Annotated in this window: 23 protein-coding genes; 7 read left to right on the top strand and 16 right to left on the bottom strand. The window is 32.7% G+C overall.

Annotation, left to right across the window (positions count from 1 at the left end; genetic code table 11):
• Nucleotides 1-130: 130 nt before the first annotated feature.
• Nucleotides 131-1,066: a 3-hydroxyacyl-CoA dehydrogenase gene (locus tag Q4Q16_RS04015; protein WP_303346430.1), complete on the top strand. Its 936-nt coding sequence runs from the start codon at nt 131-133 to the stop codon at nt 1,064-1,066.
• On the opposite strand, the gene Q4Q16_RS04010 is transcribed toward Q4Q16_RS04015, so the two are convergent.
• Both Q4Q16_RS04010 and dph5 read right to left on the bottom strand, forming a co-directional pair.
• Complete coding sequence (locus Q4Q16_RS04010) at nt 1,063-1,527, bottom strand: MarR family winged helix-turn-helix transcriptional regulator (RefSeq protein WP_303346429.1); 465 nt, start codon at nt 1,525-1,527, stop codon at nt 1,063-1,065. The two genes, Q4Q16_RS04015 and Q4Q16_RS04010, sit on opposite strands and share 4 nt — an antisense overlap.
• Before the next feature lie 474 nt (nt 1,528-2,001).
• Nucleotides 2,002-2,793, bottom strand: a complete 792-nt coding sequence (gene dph5, locus Q4Q16_RS04005) for a diphthine synthase (protein WP_303346428.1) — start codon at nt 2,791-2,793, stop codon at nt 2,002-2,004.
• A 35-nt stretch (nt 2,794-2,828) separates the two neighbouring features.
• On the opposite strand from dph5, the gene Q4Q16_RS04000 reads away from it, so the two are divergent.
• Complete coding sequence (locus Q4Q16_RS04000; protein ID WP_303346427.1) at nt 2,829-3,827, top strand: class I SAM-dependent methyltransferase family protein; 999 nt, start codon at nt 2,829-2,831, stop codon at nt 3,825-3,827.
• A gap of 28 nt (nt 3,828-3,855) precedes the next feature.
• Here Q4Q16_RS04000 and Q4Q16_RS03995 read toward each other — a convergent pair whose 3' ends face one another.
• From Q4Q16_RS03995 to Q4Q16_RS03955, 9 genes are all read right to left on the bottom strand, one after another.
• Nucleotides 3,856-4,293 (bottom strand): hypothetical protein, encoded by a 438-nt coding sequence (locus Q4Q16_RS03995; protein WP_303346426.1) that lies wholly within the window; start codon nt 4,291-4,293, stop codon nt 3,856-3,858.
• A gap of 130 nt (nt 4,294-4,423) precedes the next feature.
• Complete coding sequence (mtnA, locus tag Q4Q16_RS03990; protein ID WP_303346425.1) at nt 4,424-5,353, bottom strand: S-methyl-5-thioribose-1-phosphate isomerase; 930 nt, start codon at nt 5,351-5,353, stop codon at nt 4,424-4,426.
• A gap of 237 nt (nt 5,354-5,590) precedes the next feature.
• Nucleotides 5,591-6,511 (bottom strand): manganese-dependent inorganic pyrophosphatase, encoded by a 921-nt coding sequence (locus Q4Q16_RS03985; RefSeq protein ID WP_303346424.1) that lies wholly within the window; start codon nt 6,509-6,511, stop codon nt 5,591-5,593.
• A 142-nt stretch (nt 6,512-6,653) separates the two neighbouring features.
• Entirely contained in the window at nt 6,654-7,520 is an 867-nt protein-coding gene (locus Q4Q16_RS03980; RefSeq protein WP_303346423.1) for a radical SAM protein, read from the bottom strand.
• 69 nt (nt 7,521-7,589) lie between these two features.
• Nucleotides 7,590-8,150, bottom strand: coding sequence for a methanogenesis marker 17 protein (locus Q4Q16_RS03975; RefSeq protein ID WP_303346422.1), 561 nt, complete (start codon nt 8,148-8,150; stop codon nt 7,590-7,592).
• 24 nt (nt 8,151-8,174) lie between these two features.
• The gene (locus tag Q4Q16_RS03970; protein ID WP_303346421.1) at nt 8,175-9,416 is read right to left on the bottom strand and encodes a methanogenesis marker 15 protein; all 1,242 of its coding nucleotides are present in this window, start codon (nt 9,414-9,416) and stop codon (nt 8,175-8,177) included.
• A gap of 2 nt (nt 9,417-9,418) precedes the next feature.
• Nucleotides 9,419-9,874: a methanogenesis marker 5 protein gene (locus tag Q4Q16_RS03965; RefSeq protein ID WP_303346420.1), complete on the bottom strand. Its 456-nt coding sequence runs from the start codon at nt 9,872-9,874 to the stop codon at nt 9,419-9,421.
• Nucleotides 9,875-9,883: 9 nt separating this feature from the next.
• Complete coding sequence (locus tag Q4Q16_RS03960; RefSeq protein ID WP_303346419.1) at nt 9,884-10,354, bottom strand: methanogenesis marker 6 protein; 471 nt, start codon at nt 10,352-10,354, stop codon at nt 9,884-9,886.
• Nucleotides 10,326-11,873: a methanogenesis marker 3 protein gene (locus Q4Q16_RS03955; protein WP_303346418.1), complete on the bottom strand. Its 1,548-nt coding sequence runs from the start codon at nt 11,871-11,873 to the stop codon at nt 10,326-10,328. The genes Q4Q16_RS03960 and Q4Q16_RS03955 overlap by 29 nt, the downstream gene beginning before the upstream one ends.
• 123 nt (nt 11,874-11,996) lie before the next feature.
• Here Q4Q16_RS03955 and Q4Q16_RS03950 point away from each other — a divergent pair, with 123 nt between their 5' ends.
• A complete protein-coding gene (locus Q4Q16_RS03950) occupies nt 11,997-12,737 on the top strand; it encodes a thermonuclease family protein (protein ID WP_303346417.1) in 741 nt (246 codons plus the stop codon).
• 72 nt (nt 12,738-12,809) lie between these two features.
• Here Q4Q16_RS03950 and Q4Q16_RS03945 read toward each other — a convergent pair whose 3' ends face one another.
• From Q4Q16_RS03945 to Q4Q16_RS03935, 3 genes are read right to left on the bottom strand one after another with little or no spacing between them, the layout of a single operon-like run.
• Nucleotides 12,810-13,784, bottom strand: a complete 975-nt coding sequence (locus Q4Q16_RS03945; protein ID WP_303346416.1) for a methanogenesis marker 2 protein — start codon at nt 13,782-13,784, stop codon at nt 12,810-12,812.
• A 16-nt stretch (nt 13,785-13,800) separates the two neighbouring features.
• Nucleotides 13,801-14,916 carry a DUF2117 domain-containing protein gene (locus Q4Q16_RS03940; RefSeq protein WP_303346415.1) on the bottom strand — a complete coding sequence of 372 codons (1,116 nt, stop codon included), beginning with the start codon at nt 14,914-14,916 and terminating at the stop codon, nt 13,801-13,803.
• Complete coding sequence (locus Q4Q16_RS03935; protein WP_303346414.1) at nt 14,913-15,419, bottom strand: ribonuclease VapC; 507 nt, start codon at nt 15,417-15,419, stop codon at nt 14,913-14,915. Before Q4Q16_RS03935 ends, Q4Q16_RS03940 begins: the two co-directional genes overlap by 4 nt.
• Before the next feature lie 223 nt (nt 15,420-15,642).
• Here Q4Q16_RS03935 and Q4Q16_RS03930 point away from each other — a divergent pair, with 223 nt between their 5' ends.
• The 4 genes from Q4Q16_RS03930 to Q4Q16_RS03915 are packed head-to-tail and all read left to right on the top strand — an operon-like array spanning nt 15,643 to nt 18,087.
• A complete protein-coding gene (locus tag Q4Q16_RS03930; protein ID WP_303346413.1) occupies nt 15,643-16,434 on the top strand; it encodes a winged helix-turn-helix domain-containing protein in 792 nt (263 codons plus the stop codon).
• Entirely contained in the window at nt 16,431-17,231 is an 801-nt protein-coding gene (locus tag Q4Q16_RS03925; protein WP_303346412.1) for a winged helix-turn-helix domain-containing protein, read from the top strand. The genes Q4Q16_RS03930 and Q4Q16_RS03925 overlap by 4 nt, the downstream gene beginning before the upstream one ends.
• 15 nt (nt 17,232-17,246) lie before the next feature.
• Entirely contained in the window at nt 17,247-17,591 is a 345-nt protein-coding gene (locus Q4Q16_RS03920; protein ID WP_303346411.1) for an ArsR family transcriptional regulator, read from the top strand.
• Nucleotides 17,581-18,087, top strand: a complete 507-nt coding sequence (locus Q4Q16_RS03915; protein WP_303346410.1) for a molybdenum cofactor biosynthesis protein B — start codon at nt 17,581-17,583, stop codon at nt 18,085-18,087. The genes Q4Q16_RS03920 and Q4Q16_RS03915 overlap by 11 nt, the downstream gene beginning before the upstream one ends.
• Nucleotides 18,088-18,119: 32 nt before the next feature.
• Here Q4Q16_RS03915 and pyrE read toward each other — a convergent pair whose 3' ends face one another.
• Nucleotides 18,120-18,647: an orotate phosphoribosyltransferase gene (pyrE, locus tag Q4Q16_RS03910; RefSeq protein WP_303346471.1), complete on the bottom strand. Its 528-nt coding sequence runs from the start codon at nt 18,645-18,647 to the stop codon at nt 18,120-18,122.
• A 9-nt stretch (nt 18,648-18,656) separates the two neighbouring features.
• Nucleotides 18,657-18,887 carry a PRC-barrel domain-containing protein gene (locus tag Q4Q16_RS03905; RefSeq protein ID WP_303346409.1) on the bottom strand — a complete coding sequence of 77 codons (231 nt, stop codon included), beginning with the start codon at nt 18,885-18,887 and terminating at the stop codon, nt 18,657-18,659.
• Nucleotides 18,888-18,952: the final 65 nt, after the last annotated feature.

Below are 18,952 nucleotides of genomic sequence, written 5' to 3'. Positions count from 1 at the left end.
TGTTCCTTTTTTGCAGACTGTTTAATCCATCCATATATATTTTTTTATTATCGATACTTAATAAACTTAGCATTTTATATAGTAAAAACAATATAAAATAGTATACAAGTAAACTATTGAGGTTTTTAAAATGAGTATAAAAAAAGTCGTTGTCGCAGGCGGAGGAGTACTTGGAAGTCAAATTGCCCTTCAATCAGCATACTGTGGATTTGATGTTGCAATCTGGCTTAGAAGTGAAGGATCTATAAAAAGAGCTCAACCAAAACTCGAAAGGTTTAAAAACATCTATGTTGATACTCTTGAAAAAATGAAAACAGATGCAAGTGCATACTGCAGAGGTTTATCTAAAAAAACAGAATTAAGTTCTGAAGAATTAGATGAACTGAAAAAACAGGCACAAAACGCATATGATAGTTTAACATTAACAACAAGTTATGAAGAAGCGGCGAAAGATGCTGATTTAATTATTGAAGCCATTTCTGAAAATCCGGAACATAAAATTGAATTTTATCAAGAATTGGCAAAGCATATGGAAGATGAAACAATACTCGTAACAAACTCATCAACATTGCTTCCATCAATGTTTGCCGAATATACCGGAAGACCTGAAAAATATCTTTCACTGCACTTTGCAAACACAATTTGGGCAAACAATACTGCTGAAGTAATGGGCCATCCGGGAACTGAACAGAAATACTATGACGAGGTTGTCAAGTTTGCTGAGGACATCAACATGATTCCTTTAAAACTTAAAAAAGAGCAGCCAGGTTATATATTAAACTCCCTTCTGGTTCCATTCTTAAATGCAGGCCAGGCATTGCTTGCAAATGATGTAGCAGATCCTGAAACAATTGATAAAACTTGGATTTTAGCAACCGGTTCTCCTGTAGGGCCTTTCCACATACTGGACATTGTGGGACTTGAAACTGCTTATAATATTGTGGTTATGAATCCTGAATCAAAAGATCCTGAAACCACCCCCGGAAAAATTGCCAAAATGCTTAAAGAAAAAATCGACGCCGGTGAAACAGGCGTTAATGCTGGAAAAGGATTTTACGAATATTAATCCTTTTCATTTTTTTTTAAATTCAAATCAATAGCTTTTAAAGTTAATTCATTAAACACATTCATAAAATCAGGATTTAAATTATCCAATCCCATTTTGGATTCCCAGTTTTTATTGATTTCATCCATAACCGGAATAAAATCTTCACCTTTATCAGATAATTTTAAAATATAATAACGCTTATCCTTAGAGGATTTTTCACGCACGACCCATCCCCCACTTTCTAATTTTTTAATCGCTTTTGTAATTGCACCTTTAGTTAAATATAATCCTTCAGACAAATCCTTTTGATTTAATTCCCCGCTTTCATAAATCATCAGAATACATAATGCCTGTATTAAGCTCAAATCATACTTGGAAAGTTCATCATTGAGATATTTTTTATGATTCTTATGGAAAATGAATAAAATGTCCCCAAGTCTATTTGAATCATAAAAACCCATTGTCTTTTTAAATTTCATCAAGATATATTTTATAAAAACAATTATTTAAAAATTCTATTGAATGTCAAAGTAACTTACACGGCAATATCTGAAAAATCAAATAAAAAGATTTATATAATAGTAAGATATAACTAATAAACGATATGAAGAAAAATTCATTTCAAATATTAAAAACATCAATCATTTTATAATCTCCAAAATGATAGAAAATGTTTATTTTAGGAAGTAGAAGAAACATCCTACTTCCACTCCCCCCCTTTTCTTTTTTAAAATTAAAAAAAATTAAATTTATTGTAACTATTTTTTAACAGACATTGAAAAAATAAAATAAAAAGATTTAAATATTTTTAAAATAAAACTAATATACGATATGAAGTAAAATTCATATCCTTGATTAACACAAATCAGCCTCTTTAATCACTAAAGAAAATCATGAAAAAACAAAAAGAAGTAGGAAAAACAGTACTACTTCTTCTCCCCCCTTATTTTAAATCAAACATCATCAAGAATACTTGAATCTGCTCCAGCAACTTCCACCAGATATTCCGCCTCAACAATGTGAAGTTTTGATGGAATTACAATACAGTGAAGCGGACCTCCAAAATCAAAATCAATCAATTCACTGATTGCACCTGCTTTAACACAAACATCTTTTGAACCTACACGGGCAATACCCATTGCCAAAGTGTTTTCACAAACCAAACCTTCCCTGTCAAGAGTATCATGGATATTCATCAAATATTCCAAACCTTGGTTAACAGTCATATAACGGTCCTTGTGAGCCTGAATGTCAAGTAAAACAAGAGTGTGAAGATCCATTTTTAAATTTTCTTCAATAGCTTCATAAGGAGATTTCGGATAAAAATTATAATCAGGAAACGGAATGGTTGTTACTTTACCGAATTTATAACCCTGAAGACCGGAAATTGCAGGAGCTGAAGATAAAATTGATGAACCATGAATAACTTCATACTCAATTCCTTTTTTAGAACATTGAACTAAAAAATCACTGTGGGTTGTTGCAATTAGGGGATCGCCACCAGTAATTAAAGCAACATCCCGTGTTTTAGCTTCGTTTATAAATTTACTTTCCTCTTCAACTTCGCCCCTTACTAAAACTTCAATCTTTTGACCGATTAGTTCTTCAATAGCATCAAAGCTTGAGCCGAATAATCTTGAGGTGAAAAACTCGGCATAAATTTTATCAACATTTCTCAAACATTCCAATCCTTTTAAGGATATGTCCTTTTCATCAAATAGTCCTAAACCCACTAAATAAAACATATATATTATATAATAATTTAAACATAAAAAACTTTATGAAATGTGTAAAAGTTCCGTTAAAACAATTAAATGATGTTCGCATAAAATTAATGGAAAATGATATGATGAATATGGAATATAAAATAAAAGCCTCCGGCGATTTCGGATATATTCCAATAAATGAAGATACTGATGATTATGAGATTGTTGATGTTGAACTTGAACCAATGAAAAAAGTTCCACATAATTTTTCTGAATTGCTTAAAAATGAATTAACTGATGAGGAAATTGAAAATTTAAGAACCTCCTTTGACACTGTAGGAGATATTGTGATTTTAGAAATCCCTGAAGAATTACAGGATAAAAAACAGATTATTGGAGATGCTGCGCTCAAGTTTACAAAAAGAAAATCAATTTACATGAAGAAAAGTGCGATTAAAGGAACAACACGTGTCCGGGATTTAGAATTCCTGTCAGGAAAGGATGATTCGGTTACAATCCACAGGGAACATGGCGCAAGATTAAAGTTAGATGTTCGTGAAGTTTATTTTTCCCCAAGACTTGCAACAGAAAGAAAACGTGTTATGGAAAGTGTTACGGATGGGGAAAGAATATTGGATATGTTCTGTGGAATCGGACCATTTCCCATTGTAATAGCCCGTAATAAAGATGTTGATATAACTGCAGTTGATATTAATGAATCTGCAATAAGATATTTAGATGAAAATATTAAGTTAAATAAGTTGAAAGGCAATATTCAAACTTGCCTCGGAGATATAAGACAGGTCAGCAGTGAATTTAACTCCAAGTTTGATAGAATAATTATGAATTTGCCGGGACTTGCCTATACTTTCCTTGATGTGGCTGTCAATTTAATTGAAGATGGTGGAATAATCAATTATTATGAGTTTTCCGACTCATATGAACAGGGCATAAAACGATTAAAAAGTGCTGCAAATGAAGCCGGAAAAGAAGTTGAAATAATCAATTGCCGCAAAGTCAAATCAACATCGCCTGGAGAATGGCATGTGGCTATCGACGGAAAAATAATATAGATGAGATTTAAAACACCACACACCATTATTAAACCAATACATGATATTCCTCCTGTTTGATAAATTCAACATCACTGACTAGCAAAACATCCCTGTGATTATCGCCTAATGAACGGTTTTCCAAAACATTGCATGAAATGATTTCATAGATATATACATCACAAATGAAAATTGAGGGGATCTTATCTGCATCACATTTATCCATAATTACAATTTCATCAGAGGAAGTGAAAACATACTTGTCGCCTAATGAATCCATCCACCTCAATGTTTTGTTATCACAATCTTCGTATAACGGATTAGTTTTAATGCCCTTAATAACCTTGGAAAGGTTTAAAGGCCCTTCAGAGGATACATTCAATATTGTCCTGTTGGACTTATCTGAAGGATTGTCATTAGCCGAAACCAAAAACAAAGCTAAAACAGCAATTAATGTAAATAAGACAAACACTATTTTTTTATCCAAAATAATACACCTCACCTAACTTAACAAATTACCCTTTAATGAATTTAGTATAAACTAACTAATATAAATAGTATACAATAATCGAGAAATTTATGTGAAATTTTTAAAATAAAAAAAAGAATGGAATTATTTAAATCGGGTCAATAATTCCTTTTTCGGTGATGATTCCGGTTATCAATTCTTTTGGAGTTATGTCAAAAGCAGGATTAATCACATCAGTGCCTTCAGGACAAATTCTTGCTCCGCCATAATATCTGACCTCATCACCATCCCTCTCTTCAATGACTGTGTCAAATATTGAGATTTCCTGATCAAAGGTAGAATAAGGAGCTGCAACGTAAAACGGAATATTATGATGTTTGGCGGCAAGTGCAACCATTAATGATCCAACTTTATTTACAACACCTCCGCGTGCAATCCTATCTGCGCCGATTACAACCTTATCAATTTTTCCCTGAGACATTAAAAATCCTGAAGCGACATCGGGAATTAGTTTAACCGGAATGTTTTCTTGCTGCATTTCCCAAACACTTAAACTTGCTCCTTGCCCGCGAGGACGAGTCTCATCACATATCACATTAATATTTTTTCCCTGTTCATGAGCGGCCCTGATTACTCCAAGTGCTGTCCCATAATCAACACATGCAAGAGCCCCCGCATTACAGTGAGTTAAAATAGTGTCTCCATCATCGATAACTTCACAGCCGAATTTTCCAATAGCCCTGTTTGTTGCCATGTCCTCTTCATACATTTTTAATGCTTCGGCTAAGGCATTGTCACTGTTTAAAACCCTATCAACTGCCCAAAAAAGATTTACCGCTGTTGGTCTTGTAGCTTTAATTTCCGAAGCCGCTTTATCTAAAGAAACACCTTCAATGTCTGCCAAGGCCATTCCAAAAGCGGCTGAAACACCAATAGCTGGAGCGCCGCGAACAATCATATCTTTAATTGCTACAATAACATCCCGATAATTTTCACAATAAACATAATTTAACTCATCAGGAAGTTTTGTTTGATCTATTAACTTTAATTTATTATCTTCCCATTCAAGTGTTTTCATAATAACACCCTGTTTTAAAAAAAATAGTAAATAAATAGGAAAGCATAATTAGCGTTAGTTTCTAATTTTTTTAATGTATGAAAATACAATTAAAGGTTTTTATAATTATGCTCCCATATTCAAATATCCAAAATGGATGATTAGAAATGTATTAAAAATACATCTACATAATACTTTATTCTATTATCATTTATAAATTTTTATAAAAAACTGAAAAAAAAGTTTTTTAAAAAAAAATTATGCACTTTCAGTCATGATAGGTACAACTTGTTTTTTACGTGAAACTACATCTTCAAGCAGAACCATGTTATCTTCAAGGTTTACACCATATGCTTTTTCAACCAAATCGGCATGTTTTCCCAAAGCAATTACTTGAGAATTACTGTTTACAATATCAGTGATTAAAAGCATGAACAAATCAAGATTTTCATCTTCAATGATTTTATTCATACCCTTTTCCAAATCATCTTTCATTTCTAAAACATCAGGAATGCTTGCAGTATTTATCTGATTGACAATAGATTTGACATCTTTAAAATCAATTTGTTTTGCATCTAAAGCTAAAATTTCATCAATTGAAAAACTGCTTAAATCTGTTCCTGCTTTAAGCATTTCCAAACCATATTCCTCCACATCAATTTCAGCTATTTTGGCAAGTTTTTCAACAGCCATTTCATCATCTTCAGTTGTGGTTGGAGATTTTAAGAGCAAAGTGTCTGAAACAATTGCTGACAACATTAAAGTTGCAATTTCCTTTGAAATCCCAACATTGTTTTCCTCATATAACTTACAGAGAATTGTTTCGGTGCATCCAACCGGTTCGAATCTTAAAGATAAAGGATAAGAAGTATTTAAAGCCAGTTTATGATGATCGACAACTTTTAAAATGTTTGCATTTTCTAAGTTTTCAACAGACTCTGCAGGAGAGTTGTGATCTACTAAAATAACATCCGCACCATCTTCAACACTTTCTAAAAGCTCAGGCGCATCAATACCCAAATAATTTAAAATAAATTCAGTTTCTTTATTAAGATTTCCTAATCTGTAAGCTTGAGCATGTTCATTGCCCAGTTCTTTTTCTAAATTAGCCATTACTAAACTTGAAGTAATTGAATCACTATCTGGACTTTTATGTCCAAAAACATAAGTTTTAACCATAATATCTTTTCCTCATTGATAAAAATAAAATAAATATCAATTAATAAATATGTATTTTATCCATATTTAATATTGCTATAAAACTAATGTTTAAAAAAATATGCGGTTAACAGTGATAACAGCTGAAAATAAAAAAAAAAGTTTAGTAATGACTTTGTGGAGTCATTCCTAAATGATGGTCTTCGCTTTTTTTACCGGGAATTCCGTAAGCATCCGCCCTACATTGAGTGCATGCTCTGAATACAGGTATAATCTCTTCGACTTCTTCTCTGACTTTTTCCATCATAGAACAGTCAGGCCTCTGCAGATCTTTCATTTTTCCCAATGGGATTAAAGGCAAAACATTCATTAAAGCCGCACCGCGTTTTTCAACTTCACGGGCAATTTCAACAATATGTTCATCATTTACTCCAGGAATTAAAACGGAATTTACTTTAACAACAAGCCCGTTAGCAGCTGCCCTCTCAATACCTTCCAGCTGATTTTTAATTAAAATTTCAACTGCTTCACGGCCTTTATAAACTTTTCCACCGTATTTTATGAAAGAATAAATCTTCTCAGCAATTTCAGGGTCAATTGCATTGATTGTAACAGTGACAGAGTTTACTCCAATTTCTGCAAGTTTATCTGCATATTTTGGAAGTAAAAGTCCGTTAGTACTCATACATTTAATTAAATCCGGTTGTTCAGCTGCTAATTTTTCAAAAAATTCGAATGTTTCATCATTAGCAAGTGAATCTCCAGGTCCTGCTACCCCTACAACAGCAATAGGTCCATCTGCAGTAACATCATTAATATGAGTAATTGCATCATCCGGTTTCATAATACAACTTGTTACACCCGGCCTGTCTTCTTCATTGTTAATATCTCTTGTACAGAAGTTGCAAAAGATATTACATTTCGGTGCAACAGGTACATGTGCTCTTCCGACTTTATCGTGCATTTTTTCATTAAAACATGGATGTGCTCTTGTAATATGTGCAAATCTTGAACCGTTATGTCCATTCATAATACCACTACTCCTCTAAAATATAACTACTGTTATTTTGTATTGATACGAACAAATATATAAATTTTTCTACATTCCTTTATTCAACTCATCAATAAACTCATTGGCTTTTTCAATCCATGCATCTTTAATTAGTTCATCAGTAGCTACAACAGTCACAATATTCTCAGTAGATAAATCCTTAATAATTTTAAATCCTTCAGGCAATATTCTAAAGATTGCATCGTAAATGCGCCTTTGTAAGTTAGAATGAGGGTCATCAACAATGATTGTTTTTAAATCTGTGTGATCCCCACCTATTTCAAGTTGATATCTATTTGGCTGATATATTTCCTCTCTTGAAAATTGTTTCCACAGTTCTTTTAGGATATGGGGAAGATAATTCTCATTATCAATTAAAATTCTTGTGACATCATTTTGCTTATCATAGATTAGATTAGCCACATCCTCAAATTTAATAGCATTGGAAGTTTTCCTCATCTTAATAGCTAAAACAAATACGGGGTCATCAGGATTTACATACGCCTTTAAATCATCAACAGATGAACTTAAAACTAAATCTTGAAAAATCTGTTTAATGATGATTTCATAAACTTCTGCGCCTCTCTCATCATAACATTCAACTAACATCAAACCAACCCTCTTTAATATTATTTATTTGTCATCTTGTCTGCGTCCCATACCGGATACTAAAAGAGCAGCACCTACAGCACCGATATGCTGGGAATATTCCGGCACAATAACATCAATTCCTCCTAAAGTATCACTTACTGCTTCAACAAGACCTGAAATTAAACTTGTTCCACCTACCTGAATTAAAGGTTCACGAATATCAATTTCCTGAAGTTGCTGTTCATAAACCTGTTCAGATACGGAGTGACATGCCGCTGCAGCCACGTCCGCTTTGGAACCTCCTGCCGCCAATGTAGTAACAAGGTCCTGAATACCAAATACAATACAGTAAGAGTTCAACATGGCATTTCTCCAATCCCCCTGAACAGCAAGAGGACCTAACTGAGTAATATCAACATCAAGTCTGCGTGAGGTCATGTCTAAAAATCTTCCGGATGCTCCTGCACAAATACCTCCCATAGTAAAATTATCAGGAATACCATTATTTACAGTAATTACCTTATTGTCCATACCACCAATATCTAAAACAGTAGCTTCACCCTTTTGACAATCAGCAAGGTATACTGCACCTTTTGCATTAACTGATAATTCTTCCTGAATAAGTTCAGCACCAAATTCCTTACCCATAGTGAATCTGCCATAACCTGTAGTTCCAATACCATCAACATCATCCCATTTATAGTCAGTTTCGCCAAATGCTTCAGCAGCAGCTATTTTTGCAGACTCAACAATATCTTTTGTGGATGTCCAACCAGTTCCAATAACCTTATTGTTTTCCATAAGCACTGCCTTTGTAGTAGTTGAACCGGAATCCAAACCGAGAGTGAGGCCTTCTTGTTTTTCACGGGCCAAAATGTTTCTACGAGTTACAGTAGTAGCCAGTGCTTCCATACGGATGAATAACTCATCTGCTTTTGTTCTCTCAGTAAATGAATAGGTAACTACAGGAATACGAGTATTGTTTTGTATGAATCTTCTTACTTCATTTCTAACCAGTGCTGCTTCTGCACATCTAAAACAGGTTGCAATAAATACTGCATCAGGTTTAGACCTGCCTTCAACAATAGCCATAGCCCTTGCAATCATTAGCTTTAAACTTGAACTTTGAGCTGAAAATCCAAATTTCTCATAAGATTCATCAATATAATCCAAATCAATTTCAGGAAGAATAATCTCAGCACCAAACTTATTTGCTGCTTTTTCAATTTCCTTTTGAACTCCACTATATTCGGTTCCGCATGAAACCAAAGCAATCTTTACCATTATTATTCCTCCCCACTGTTTTCTTGTAAAGAATCTGCAAATTCATTAATTTTATTTACCATCACATATGTTTCATCCTGATTAGTAGGATAATCAAGTTCCAATACAGGAATGCCTTTATTCCTAAGTAGAAAAATTGACAATTCATTAGTTCTTTCACATCCAACACAGCCAAAGCCGTATGGAGCTCCGTCGACAAGAATGGCTGCTTCAGCCTCATCAATAAGAGGGCCAATAATTGACATCCTTCCGCGAACACCTGAAGGAACCTCAATTGCCGCGTATTTAAGCCCTTTAATCGGATCATCACTTGTAAGATTCATTGGAGGAGAATCAATCTCCGGGTCTTTAATTTTTTGCCTGATTTGTTTTTGAAGAACTAAAGGAGTATGTCCTTTTCTTTCAAGTAAATCTGCTAAGATTAATGAATTTGGAGGATAAATAGCTATTTTAACCATGTTTTTCACCTATTCTTTATTTTCTAAACATTTATTCATGATTTTTTTAAATTCGTCAACTTTAATTGGTTTTTTATCTTCAACTTCGACTTCTTTAGGGTTTTCTAAAGCTTCAGAAACAAAACCGAGTATCCGGTATTCTTTTTCCATTTGGTGGAAACCTTCTCTTGGACCAAACCTGTGCCCTCTGCATCTTCTAGGGTCACCTGGAGCAAAACCTCTTTCTTTTGTAAAAATGTGATTTGGATCCAGTTTTCTAATTTCTTCGATAGCCTTATAAACATCCTTACTTTTTCCACTAATCATGGACCCATAACAAGTATTTTTAATAGTAAGTGGCAAGTCAAGCATGTGAAACTCATTGACAATCTGCTGTTCACTTACATGAGCTCCCGGCCCAATAAAAATCATACGAGTAATTACATCAGGATCCCAATCTTCAGTACCTAAATCAGGACTCATTGTTAGATTCTGTAACATACACTACAACTCCCTCTTTTAATTTTTCAAGATAATCATAATCAGAAGTGATATCCCCAATTATATTAGTCGCTTCAAAGTTTTCCGCTGTTGGACCGAATTCTGAATTGTCCTCAAATCGGATACCGATTAAACCGGCACTTTTTGAAGCCATATTAGTAATTCCTATTTGACCCCTTATTACCTTATCAACAGGATTATTTTCAGGTATTAAACCTTTAGCTGCCTTTTTGTCCCCTTCAAAAATAACAATATGCATCCCCGGAACTGAAAAGTGGATTTTAATTTGCCCTACAGGATTTTCTAAAAGTCCTGACAGCAATTTAAAGTATCTTACAGACCTTGGTGCATTATCTACAAACTTAATTGTGCACAAGTCATCTTTTTTAATTGATTTGGTTATGACTTTACCTTCCTTTAGGATATCAACAGTGTATTGGGGGCTTTGTTCAACAATAATTGCATCATCATCAACAAGTCCCTCCATTACATGCTCAACACATGCTGCAGACAAGATATCGGTAGCTTCACTTTGAGTTTTATTCAATAGCATTAACTGCTTTTGCTGTGATTTAACAGTGATAAAATCATTTTCTTTTGCAATGTCAATCAGTTCCATACCGTTTAAAACTCTTCCAACAGTAGTGTGGTTCGGATATAAAACTCTGTTTTCACGATAAATGAATAACTTACCAACACCAACACCTTCATTTCTTACAGTGATTGTTCCTCTAGTTCTTTGAGTATTATGTTCTTTTGGCTTATCAATACCCTCCAAGTCATAAAAACCTAAAAACGATTCACAATCATATGAAACTTTAAGTTTGTCATCTTTAATATAAGAAAACAAGTGTTCAACACAGATTGGAGAATCCTCATCAATTTCAAATGAGATATATGTGTATAACTCATTGCCTTCTTGCAATACGGTGCTTAAATCAGAAATTGAAACTCTGTCTGTTGATATGCTTCTTTCAATAATCGGTTCGATGCCTATTACCTTATCATCATCTGTTAAGTTTTCTAAAGTTTTTTTACCGCCTATAATATGTGCAAAAATACCTTTATTATATTGCGGTACACTATAAACATTAGTGGTGTTCTCTTTAAGCATTATCAAATGAGTAGACTCGTTACTAAAACTAGATAAACTTAAAACCACATCTCCTTCATAATATTTGTATTCCTCAGAAGTAGGTTCTAAATCAGTTACAATAGGACCGACAGCAACTTCAATAGAAGTAGACCATCTAATGTTTAAATCATTGAATTCACCATATTGATTTTTCCAAACGTCAACAAGAGGTTTGGCTTCATCAGATTCATCTAATTGGATAATAATAGAACCTTTATTAGTTTTAATTTTATATTTACTAACATTTTTTTCCAGTTCTTGTTTACCTTTAATTAAACAAACAATACTGCCAGGAGCATATGGTGCATTGGTCTTGTCAATTACATCATGAATTGTTGAAGACTCGGCAACATCAATTTCTTCTCCATTAATTTTTATTAACATGTAATCCCCTAATTTAAGAATTTATAACATATATATTTATTATCATTATCATATATTAAAACTATTATATTTACAAAAGTTATATTAACACAAAATGATAACATTATCTTAAGGAGGGAAAAAATGACAATTAATAGAAAACATCTTTTTTCTTTACTAATCATTCTTGTTATTGCACTTGGAACAGTTTCGATAGCTAGTGCCTATGTGGGAACCGGTTTTTCACATGACATTCCCGCTTCAAAATACCAGGACCTTTCGGCTTCAGATATTTTAGGAAAATACAATAAAACGGACTGCCATGTTGAAGAAGTTGGAGTTTGTACAAAAGTGGTTGATGGAGATACCATTTATCTGGACAATGGTAAAAAAATACGTTTCGTTGGAGTAAACACTCCTGAACGTGGTGTTGAAGGTTACATCACCTCTAAAAACTTTGTTCAAAAATTATGTTTAAATAAAAAAGTAGGTATCGATATTGATGATTCAAAAGGCTTTGACCGTTATGGACGAACATTAGCAGTAGTGATTGTTGACGGAAAAAATGTAAATGAAATGCTTTTAAAAGAAGGTCTTGCCGAAATCATGTACATGCCTCCAAGTGAATTCAATCCATTTGAATGGGGAACTAATGGCACTCATGTAGATACAACCCACAGCTCATCATCAAGTAGCCCTACAAGCACAAAATCTACAAGCTCATCAGGTTCTGCCAAATACATCGGAAATGCAAATTCTGGAAAATTCCACACTCCTAACTGCAGAGGAGTTAGCCGCATGGCCGAGTACAATAAAGTATTTTTCTCAAACAGAAACGATGCAATTAATCAGGGATACACTTCTTGCAGAATGTGCAATCCTTAATTATTTTTTTAGTTATTAAAAAAAACCATAACATAAAATTAAATTAAAATTATAAGTTATGCAAATCCAAAATTATCTAAAAAGAAAGACAGGGTTTTTCTCCTGATTGAAAACTTCAGCCTGTTCATCACCATAATTTAAATAAAGGCTGCTTGAATCAGTTATCTCACCAACAACTGCTGCTTCAATAGAATATTTTTTCAGATATTCCTTAATAAATTCACATTTGTCTTCATTTGCCGTAAAAACAAATCCTGAACCTGGATATGATTTGAGCCAATCCGCCCATTCGATATTTTCATTTTTAGGAATATCTTCCAAATTGACAACAGCTCCTTTTTTAGAAGTCTCCAAAAGCATTTCCAAAGTTCCCAAAATTCCAGGATTTGAAATATCCTTTCCGGATTTTATACAATCATTTTCTGCCAGGTACTGAACTGCTGTAATCTGATCCCTGACAAGCTGTGCATCTTTATCATAAGTTGTATCCCAATTCAAGTTAAACATTTCATGAGGTTTTCCATCAAGGTCAATAGCTACAATTATTTTATCTCCAACTTCGGCTCCAAAACTGGTTATAAGTTTATTTTTTTGGGCAATACCTACAATAGCCACTCCGATTGAATCGACTTCTGCATCGGGATGTAAATGCCCGCCAACCATAGGGACGCCAAATTTCAAGCATCCGTCTTTAAGGCCTTTAAGCAAATCTTCATAAATGCCCTCTTCACAAACTGACATTATATTAACCATGGCTAAAGGTTTCCCCCCCATTGCAGCAATATCGTTTACATTTACTAAAACAGAACAATATCCTGCCCAGTAGGGATTTACATTCATAATATCTCCCCAAATACCATCGGCAGCCATGAGTATTACCTGATTGTTTCCTATATCTATAGCTGAGGCATCATCTCCAATATCAATAACAACATCTCCGGAAACACTATATGCCTCCTTTAGAGTAGAAATCACATTATTTATTGAACTTTTACGGGACACTCCTTTAAATTCTTGAATTTCACTAACAAGATTTTTAAAATCCAAAGATCACACTTCCTACTTAATCAATATAACTAATATTGTATTTGCAATTAATATTATTTATTATTTCAACAATTTTGTCTTTAACTTCACTGATGTTTGAATAGTCATATGATTCCAGCTTACCCTCAAAGACTATTCTTTTAATATCCCGACCAACAATATCGTCAAAACCGCTTTCAACTTCGAAAATAACAGAATTTTTAACCTTGAATCCATCTTCCACAACTTTATCCAGATCCCCATCAGTTATTCCAATAATAGGTATGTCAAATCTATATAAAATATCGGAAGATATTAAAGTCGTATCATCACCAATTGTGACAACCAACGACGAATCTACAAATTCATAAACATCTTCACCGGCATGGTCTAAAAAGGTTATTTTAAACTCATCAGATTTATCATTTGAAATAACTCTTGGTGTGACTTTTGCATGCCTTAAAAGCCCTGTTTTTATAATTGCATTATCCAAATCAACCTCACCTAATTTTTCAAGGCCATGTTGTTTAAGTTCGCCGCCGACAATATCAACAATACGATTATTCCGGGATATTAATGTAAGCTTATCCGAATTTGTCCTGCCGATGATGACACTATTCACCATTATATTTTCACCAGGACTTACTCCATGAACAATTCGCTGATTAACCCCCTCATCATCACTTTTGATGTGGTTTTTATAGACCTCTTCCGGAGAAACAATATCCAAACCTAATTTTTCAGACAAATCTCCAGCAATATCTGAATCATTATTCCATGGAATTATGCTGCCGTCATGTTCACCAGGCCTTTCAATTTGAATTACTGGAATATTATTATCGGATATTTTATTTACATAATGGTTATAAACCTTATATCCGAAAACCTGACCTGTAACGTCGGATTTGCCGTAATTAATTAAAAAAATTACATCAACATCCTCATCGTGAAAGATTTTTAGGGAATCGCTCGGAACCAATTTGCGGGAAATATCAATAATATTTTCCAAACTCGCATCAATAACCGCCGTACGGCCTATTGTTCCCCCAAGCCTTACTGAAACATCCCCATAATTTTTAAGCAAGTTAATCAACTTTAAAGCATATCCCGAATCAATAATATTTGGGCCATGAACAACTATACCTATTCTCATCTGTTCACCTTAATTCTTTTTTTAAATATTTTTGATCCGCAAATTTCACAATCATCAAAAGGATAATCTTCACCGTACTGCTTTTTACAGCCTTCACAAACTTTTTTCCAGTTGTAAATTTCTTTAATTCCTCCGGTTATAATTCCGGAATAAGGAATATTCATTATTTTAAGTGTATTTTGAATAGTGTAATCATCACTAATAACCTTAACATTCCTTCCTTCTTTTAAAAACATATAAGCAAGGGATATTAATTTTTTATCAGGCAAAGACAACCTTAAAATATCACCGGAATCAGATATGATATCATTAACACAAGATATATACCTGTCCGGGACATCCTGTATGAGAAGTTTGCCTTCATCAATGGCCATGTCAAATGTCAGTCTAGATTCAAAATCTTTAATTTCAGCAGTAATTTCTGGAACTGTGTAATTATTATCAAAATCCAATTTAAATCCATTAATGAAAGCTGATGCATCCAATATATAACAAATTTCCATATTGATATATTAAATTTTATAAATTAATAAATTTTAGTAATTAAAAAGACAACGGCAAAATTGATATTTAGACATAAAAATATTACATACGATTGAGAACATTAAACTAAGTATGATAAAAACATGAAATAGATTTGGGACACTTCTGGGAGAGTTTTGGAAAAATCTATTTAAATTTAAATGAAAAAATTTGATATTATAAAAAAATTGGAGGAACACCGATATGGATTTTCACAACGAAATCAACAATGATATCAAATTTCTTGCAAAGTCGGAAATTCGGCTGAAAATTTTAAGTGAATTGAAAAGCGGACCTAACAGCATACAGGAACTTGTTAAAAAAACAAAAATAACCTACAGTTCCGTATCAAGCAATATATCAAAATTAGAGCAGAAAAACTACATTAAAAAAATAAAAACAAAATACTACCTAAACCATAAAGCAAAAATATATTACCAGACCTTAATGGACTTTAAAGAAAGCGTGGAAATAATCCAAGACTATACGGAATTTTGGGACAAACATGACCTAAATCAGCTAAGTATTGAGTGTATGAAAAACCTCACTGATTTAAATGATTGTGAACTGATAAAAACAACACCGCTTGACATTTATAAAACCCACAACACCATCAAAAGTCAAATGATGAACTCAAAATCCGTTAAAGCAATTTTTCCATATCTGCATCCGGAATATCCTCAGTTAATTGAGAACATATTAAAAGACAATGGAAATGTTGAACTGATAATTCCAAAAAGCATACTCAATCCAATAACATCAAGAATTGATGCTGAAATCAGGAAAAAGTCAATTAAAGAAAAAAGATTAGCAATTCATCTCTTTGAAGATGATTTGAAAGTATATTTAACACTTTGTGATGAAACCATGAGTTTCGGATTATTCAAGGAAGATGAAAGCTTCGATCAAAACAGAATATTAATTTCACAAAGCAAAAAATCACAGAAATGGGCTAGAAATCTATTTGAAAATATCAAACAGGACGTGATTGAATGACCAACGTTCAAACCAAAAAAGAACTAAGTGATGAATATCAAAATGTAAAATACATTTTAACATCAGGCATGCGAACAAGATTACTATTGTCAATTTACGAAGAATCAAAAAATCTGGAACAACTAAGAAATGAACTAAAAAAGCCTTCAGCAACAATACTGCACGGGCTTAAAGAATTGGAAAATATAAATCTGATTCAAAAAGTTCAAAAACACTACGAACTGACATCAAACGGATATCTTCTAACAACAAACATGATAAAATTAATTGAAAACTGGTATTCAATTAATAAAAGTGAAAAATTTTGGAATAACCACGATTTATCCGATATTCCTGAAAGTCTTCTAAATAACATTTATCTTTTAAAAGATGCGGAATATGAAACATCAACTACAAGTGATTTATCAAACGCATTCAATAAATACATTGATTTGATTTCAGAATCGAAAGAACTGCACATAATACTGCCGATATACTCCGAAAATCACTTTAAACACATGATTAATCTTTTAAATGAAAATCGGCTACAAAGCCTAGAGTTGATAGTTAACAATAAAATCCTAACTTCAATTAAAGAAAATCCTGATTTAGAAGAAAATTTGATTAAACACGAAAAAGTGAGGGTGAAATGCATTAAACACGATTTAAAATTATTTTTAACATATTCTAAGAATTTTATGTCACTGACATTATTTTTAAAAGATGGACATTATGATGATTCCCAGATATTGATTGGAAAAGATGAAAATGCATTGAGATGGGCGTTGAATCTAATTCAATTTTTTCCAATTGAATAAAAAAAGAGGTTAATCATGTCAAATAATAAATTACTTTTGAAAATGGAAAAATTCAAGGACAAAGAACTTGCTAATTTATTAATAGGTAGAAAAGGCGGTATAACTACCGTCATAATAACTGATGAAATATTGCATCATCCAAGCAATGCAAATCAGTTATCAAAAGTGTTGAAATTAGACTATAAAACAATAACCTATCACTTAGACATCATGATTGATTATAAATATCTGGAAAAAGAAAAATTTTCAAATAGCTATTTATATTATCCGAGCAGAAAGTTATATAATTGCATAGAAGAATATAGTCTAATTAGAAAATTTCTTAAAATTGAATTAAAAGGTAAAAAAGATGAAAAGTAAAACAACCTTTGAACATCAAAAAATGTCATCAAATGATATTGCTTGTGGCATAATCACTCTAAGCGATAGCAGAAAATCACAAAAAGCTGATTTGTCCGGCCAATACATGGCTGAGGAAATTAACTCCAGATACACATTAAAATCTAGAATTATAATTCCTGATGAAAAAGACGATTTGATTAAATCTATCGAAAATATGATTGATGATGATATTGATGTTATTCTAACAACTGGAGGAACAGGTCTTGATTCCCGCGATATCACAGTTGAAACGGTTGAAGCACTTTTCGAAAAAAAACTTGATGGCTTTGGTGAGATGTTTAGAGCAAAATCTTATGATGAAATCGGTCCTGGAGCATTACTTTCAAGAGCTACAGCAGGAATATATAAAAAAACAGTTATTTTTTCCATGCCCGGCTCTCCTAATGCCGTTAAAACCGCATTCAGCATAATTATCGATGAACTTCCCCATTTTGTTCATCATGTTAAAAAATGATGAAATTAATTTTTCATCATTATTTATTTTTTTTAGTCAAAAAATTCATTAACACTTATTAAAGGTTCCAATACAATATTTTCTTTTTCAAATTCTTCAATTGCCCCTTCCTGGCGATCAACCACTACAAAAGCTCTTTTTACATTACCTCCATTCTCTTTAATAGCTTTAATGGCTTTTAAAAGTGAACCTCCGGTTGTTGAAACATCTTCAACAACAATAACATTGTCACCTTCATTCAATTCGCCTTCAATGAGTTTAGAAGTACCATAACCTTTCTTTTCTTTACGAATCATTAATAATGGAAGTTTAGATTCCAAAGAAACAGCAGTGGCAATCGGAACTGCACCCAAAGCAGGTCCTGCAACCTTATCAATTTCATCCAAATTAATTTTTTCAGTAATCAATTTTGAAATGGTGGAAAGAATTTCAGGTTCAGTAATAGCCTTTTTCATGTTAATATAATAATTACTTTTCTTTCCGGAAGATAATGTGAAATCGCCTTCAAGAAATACCTTGTTCTCTTTTAATAAATCAATTAAATATTCTTTTGAAGCCATATAAATCATTTATATATCATCTTCACCTTTAAGTAAAATTTTATCACCAATTACTTTTACCAATTCCACCGGAACAATATTTTCACTGGCTTTGATTTGTTCTGACAATCCTGTTTTTTTAATTACTAAATCTGTAAGTTCAAAAGTGTTCTTGTCAAAAAGAACATCTGAAACTTTTCCAACAATTTGAATTTCTGCATCGAGAACTTCTTTACCAAATAAATCTTCTTTGATTCTCATAAAAAAACACCTATTTTTTAATATGTATTTTCAATTTAAAATATATTTCTCATATTTCTAATAGT

The sequence above is a fragment of the Methanobrevibacter sp. genome, assembly GCF_030539875.1.
Taxonomy (GTDB): domain Archaea; phylum Methanobacteriota; class Methanobacteria; order Methanobacteriales; family Methanobacteriaceae; genus Methanocatella.
This window is presented reverse-complemented; position numbering and strand designations above follow the sequence as displayed.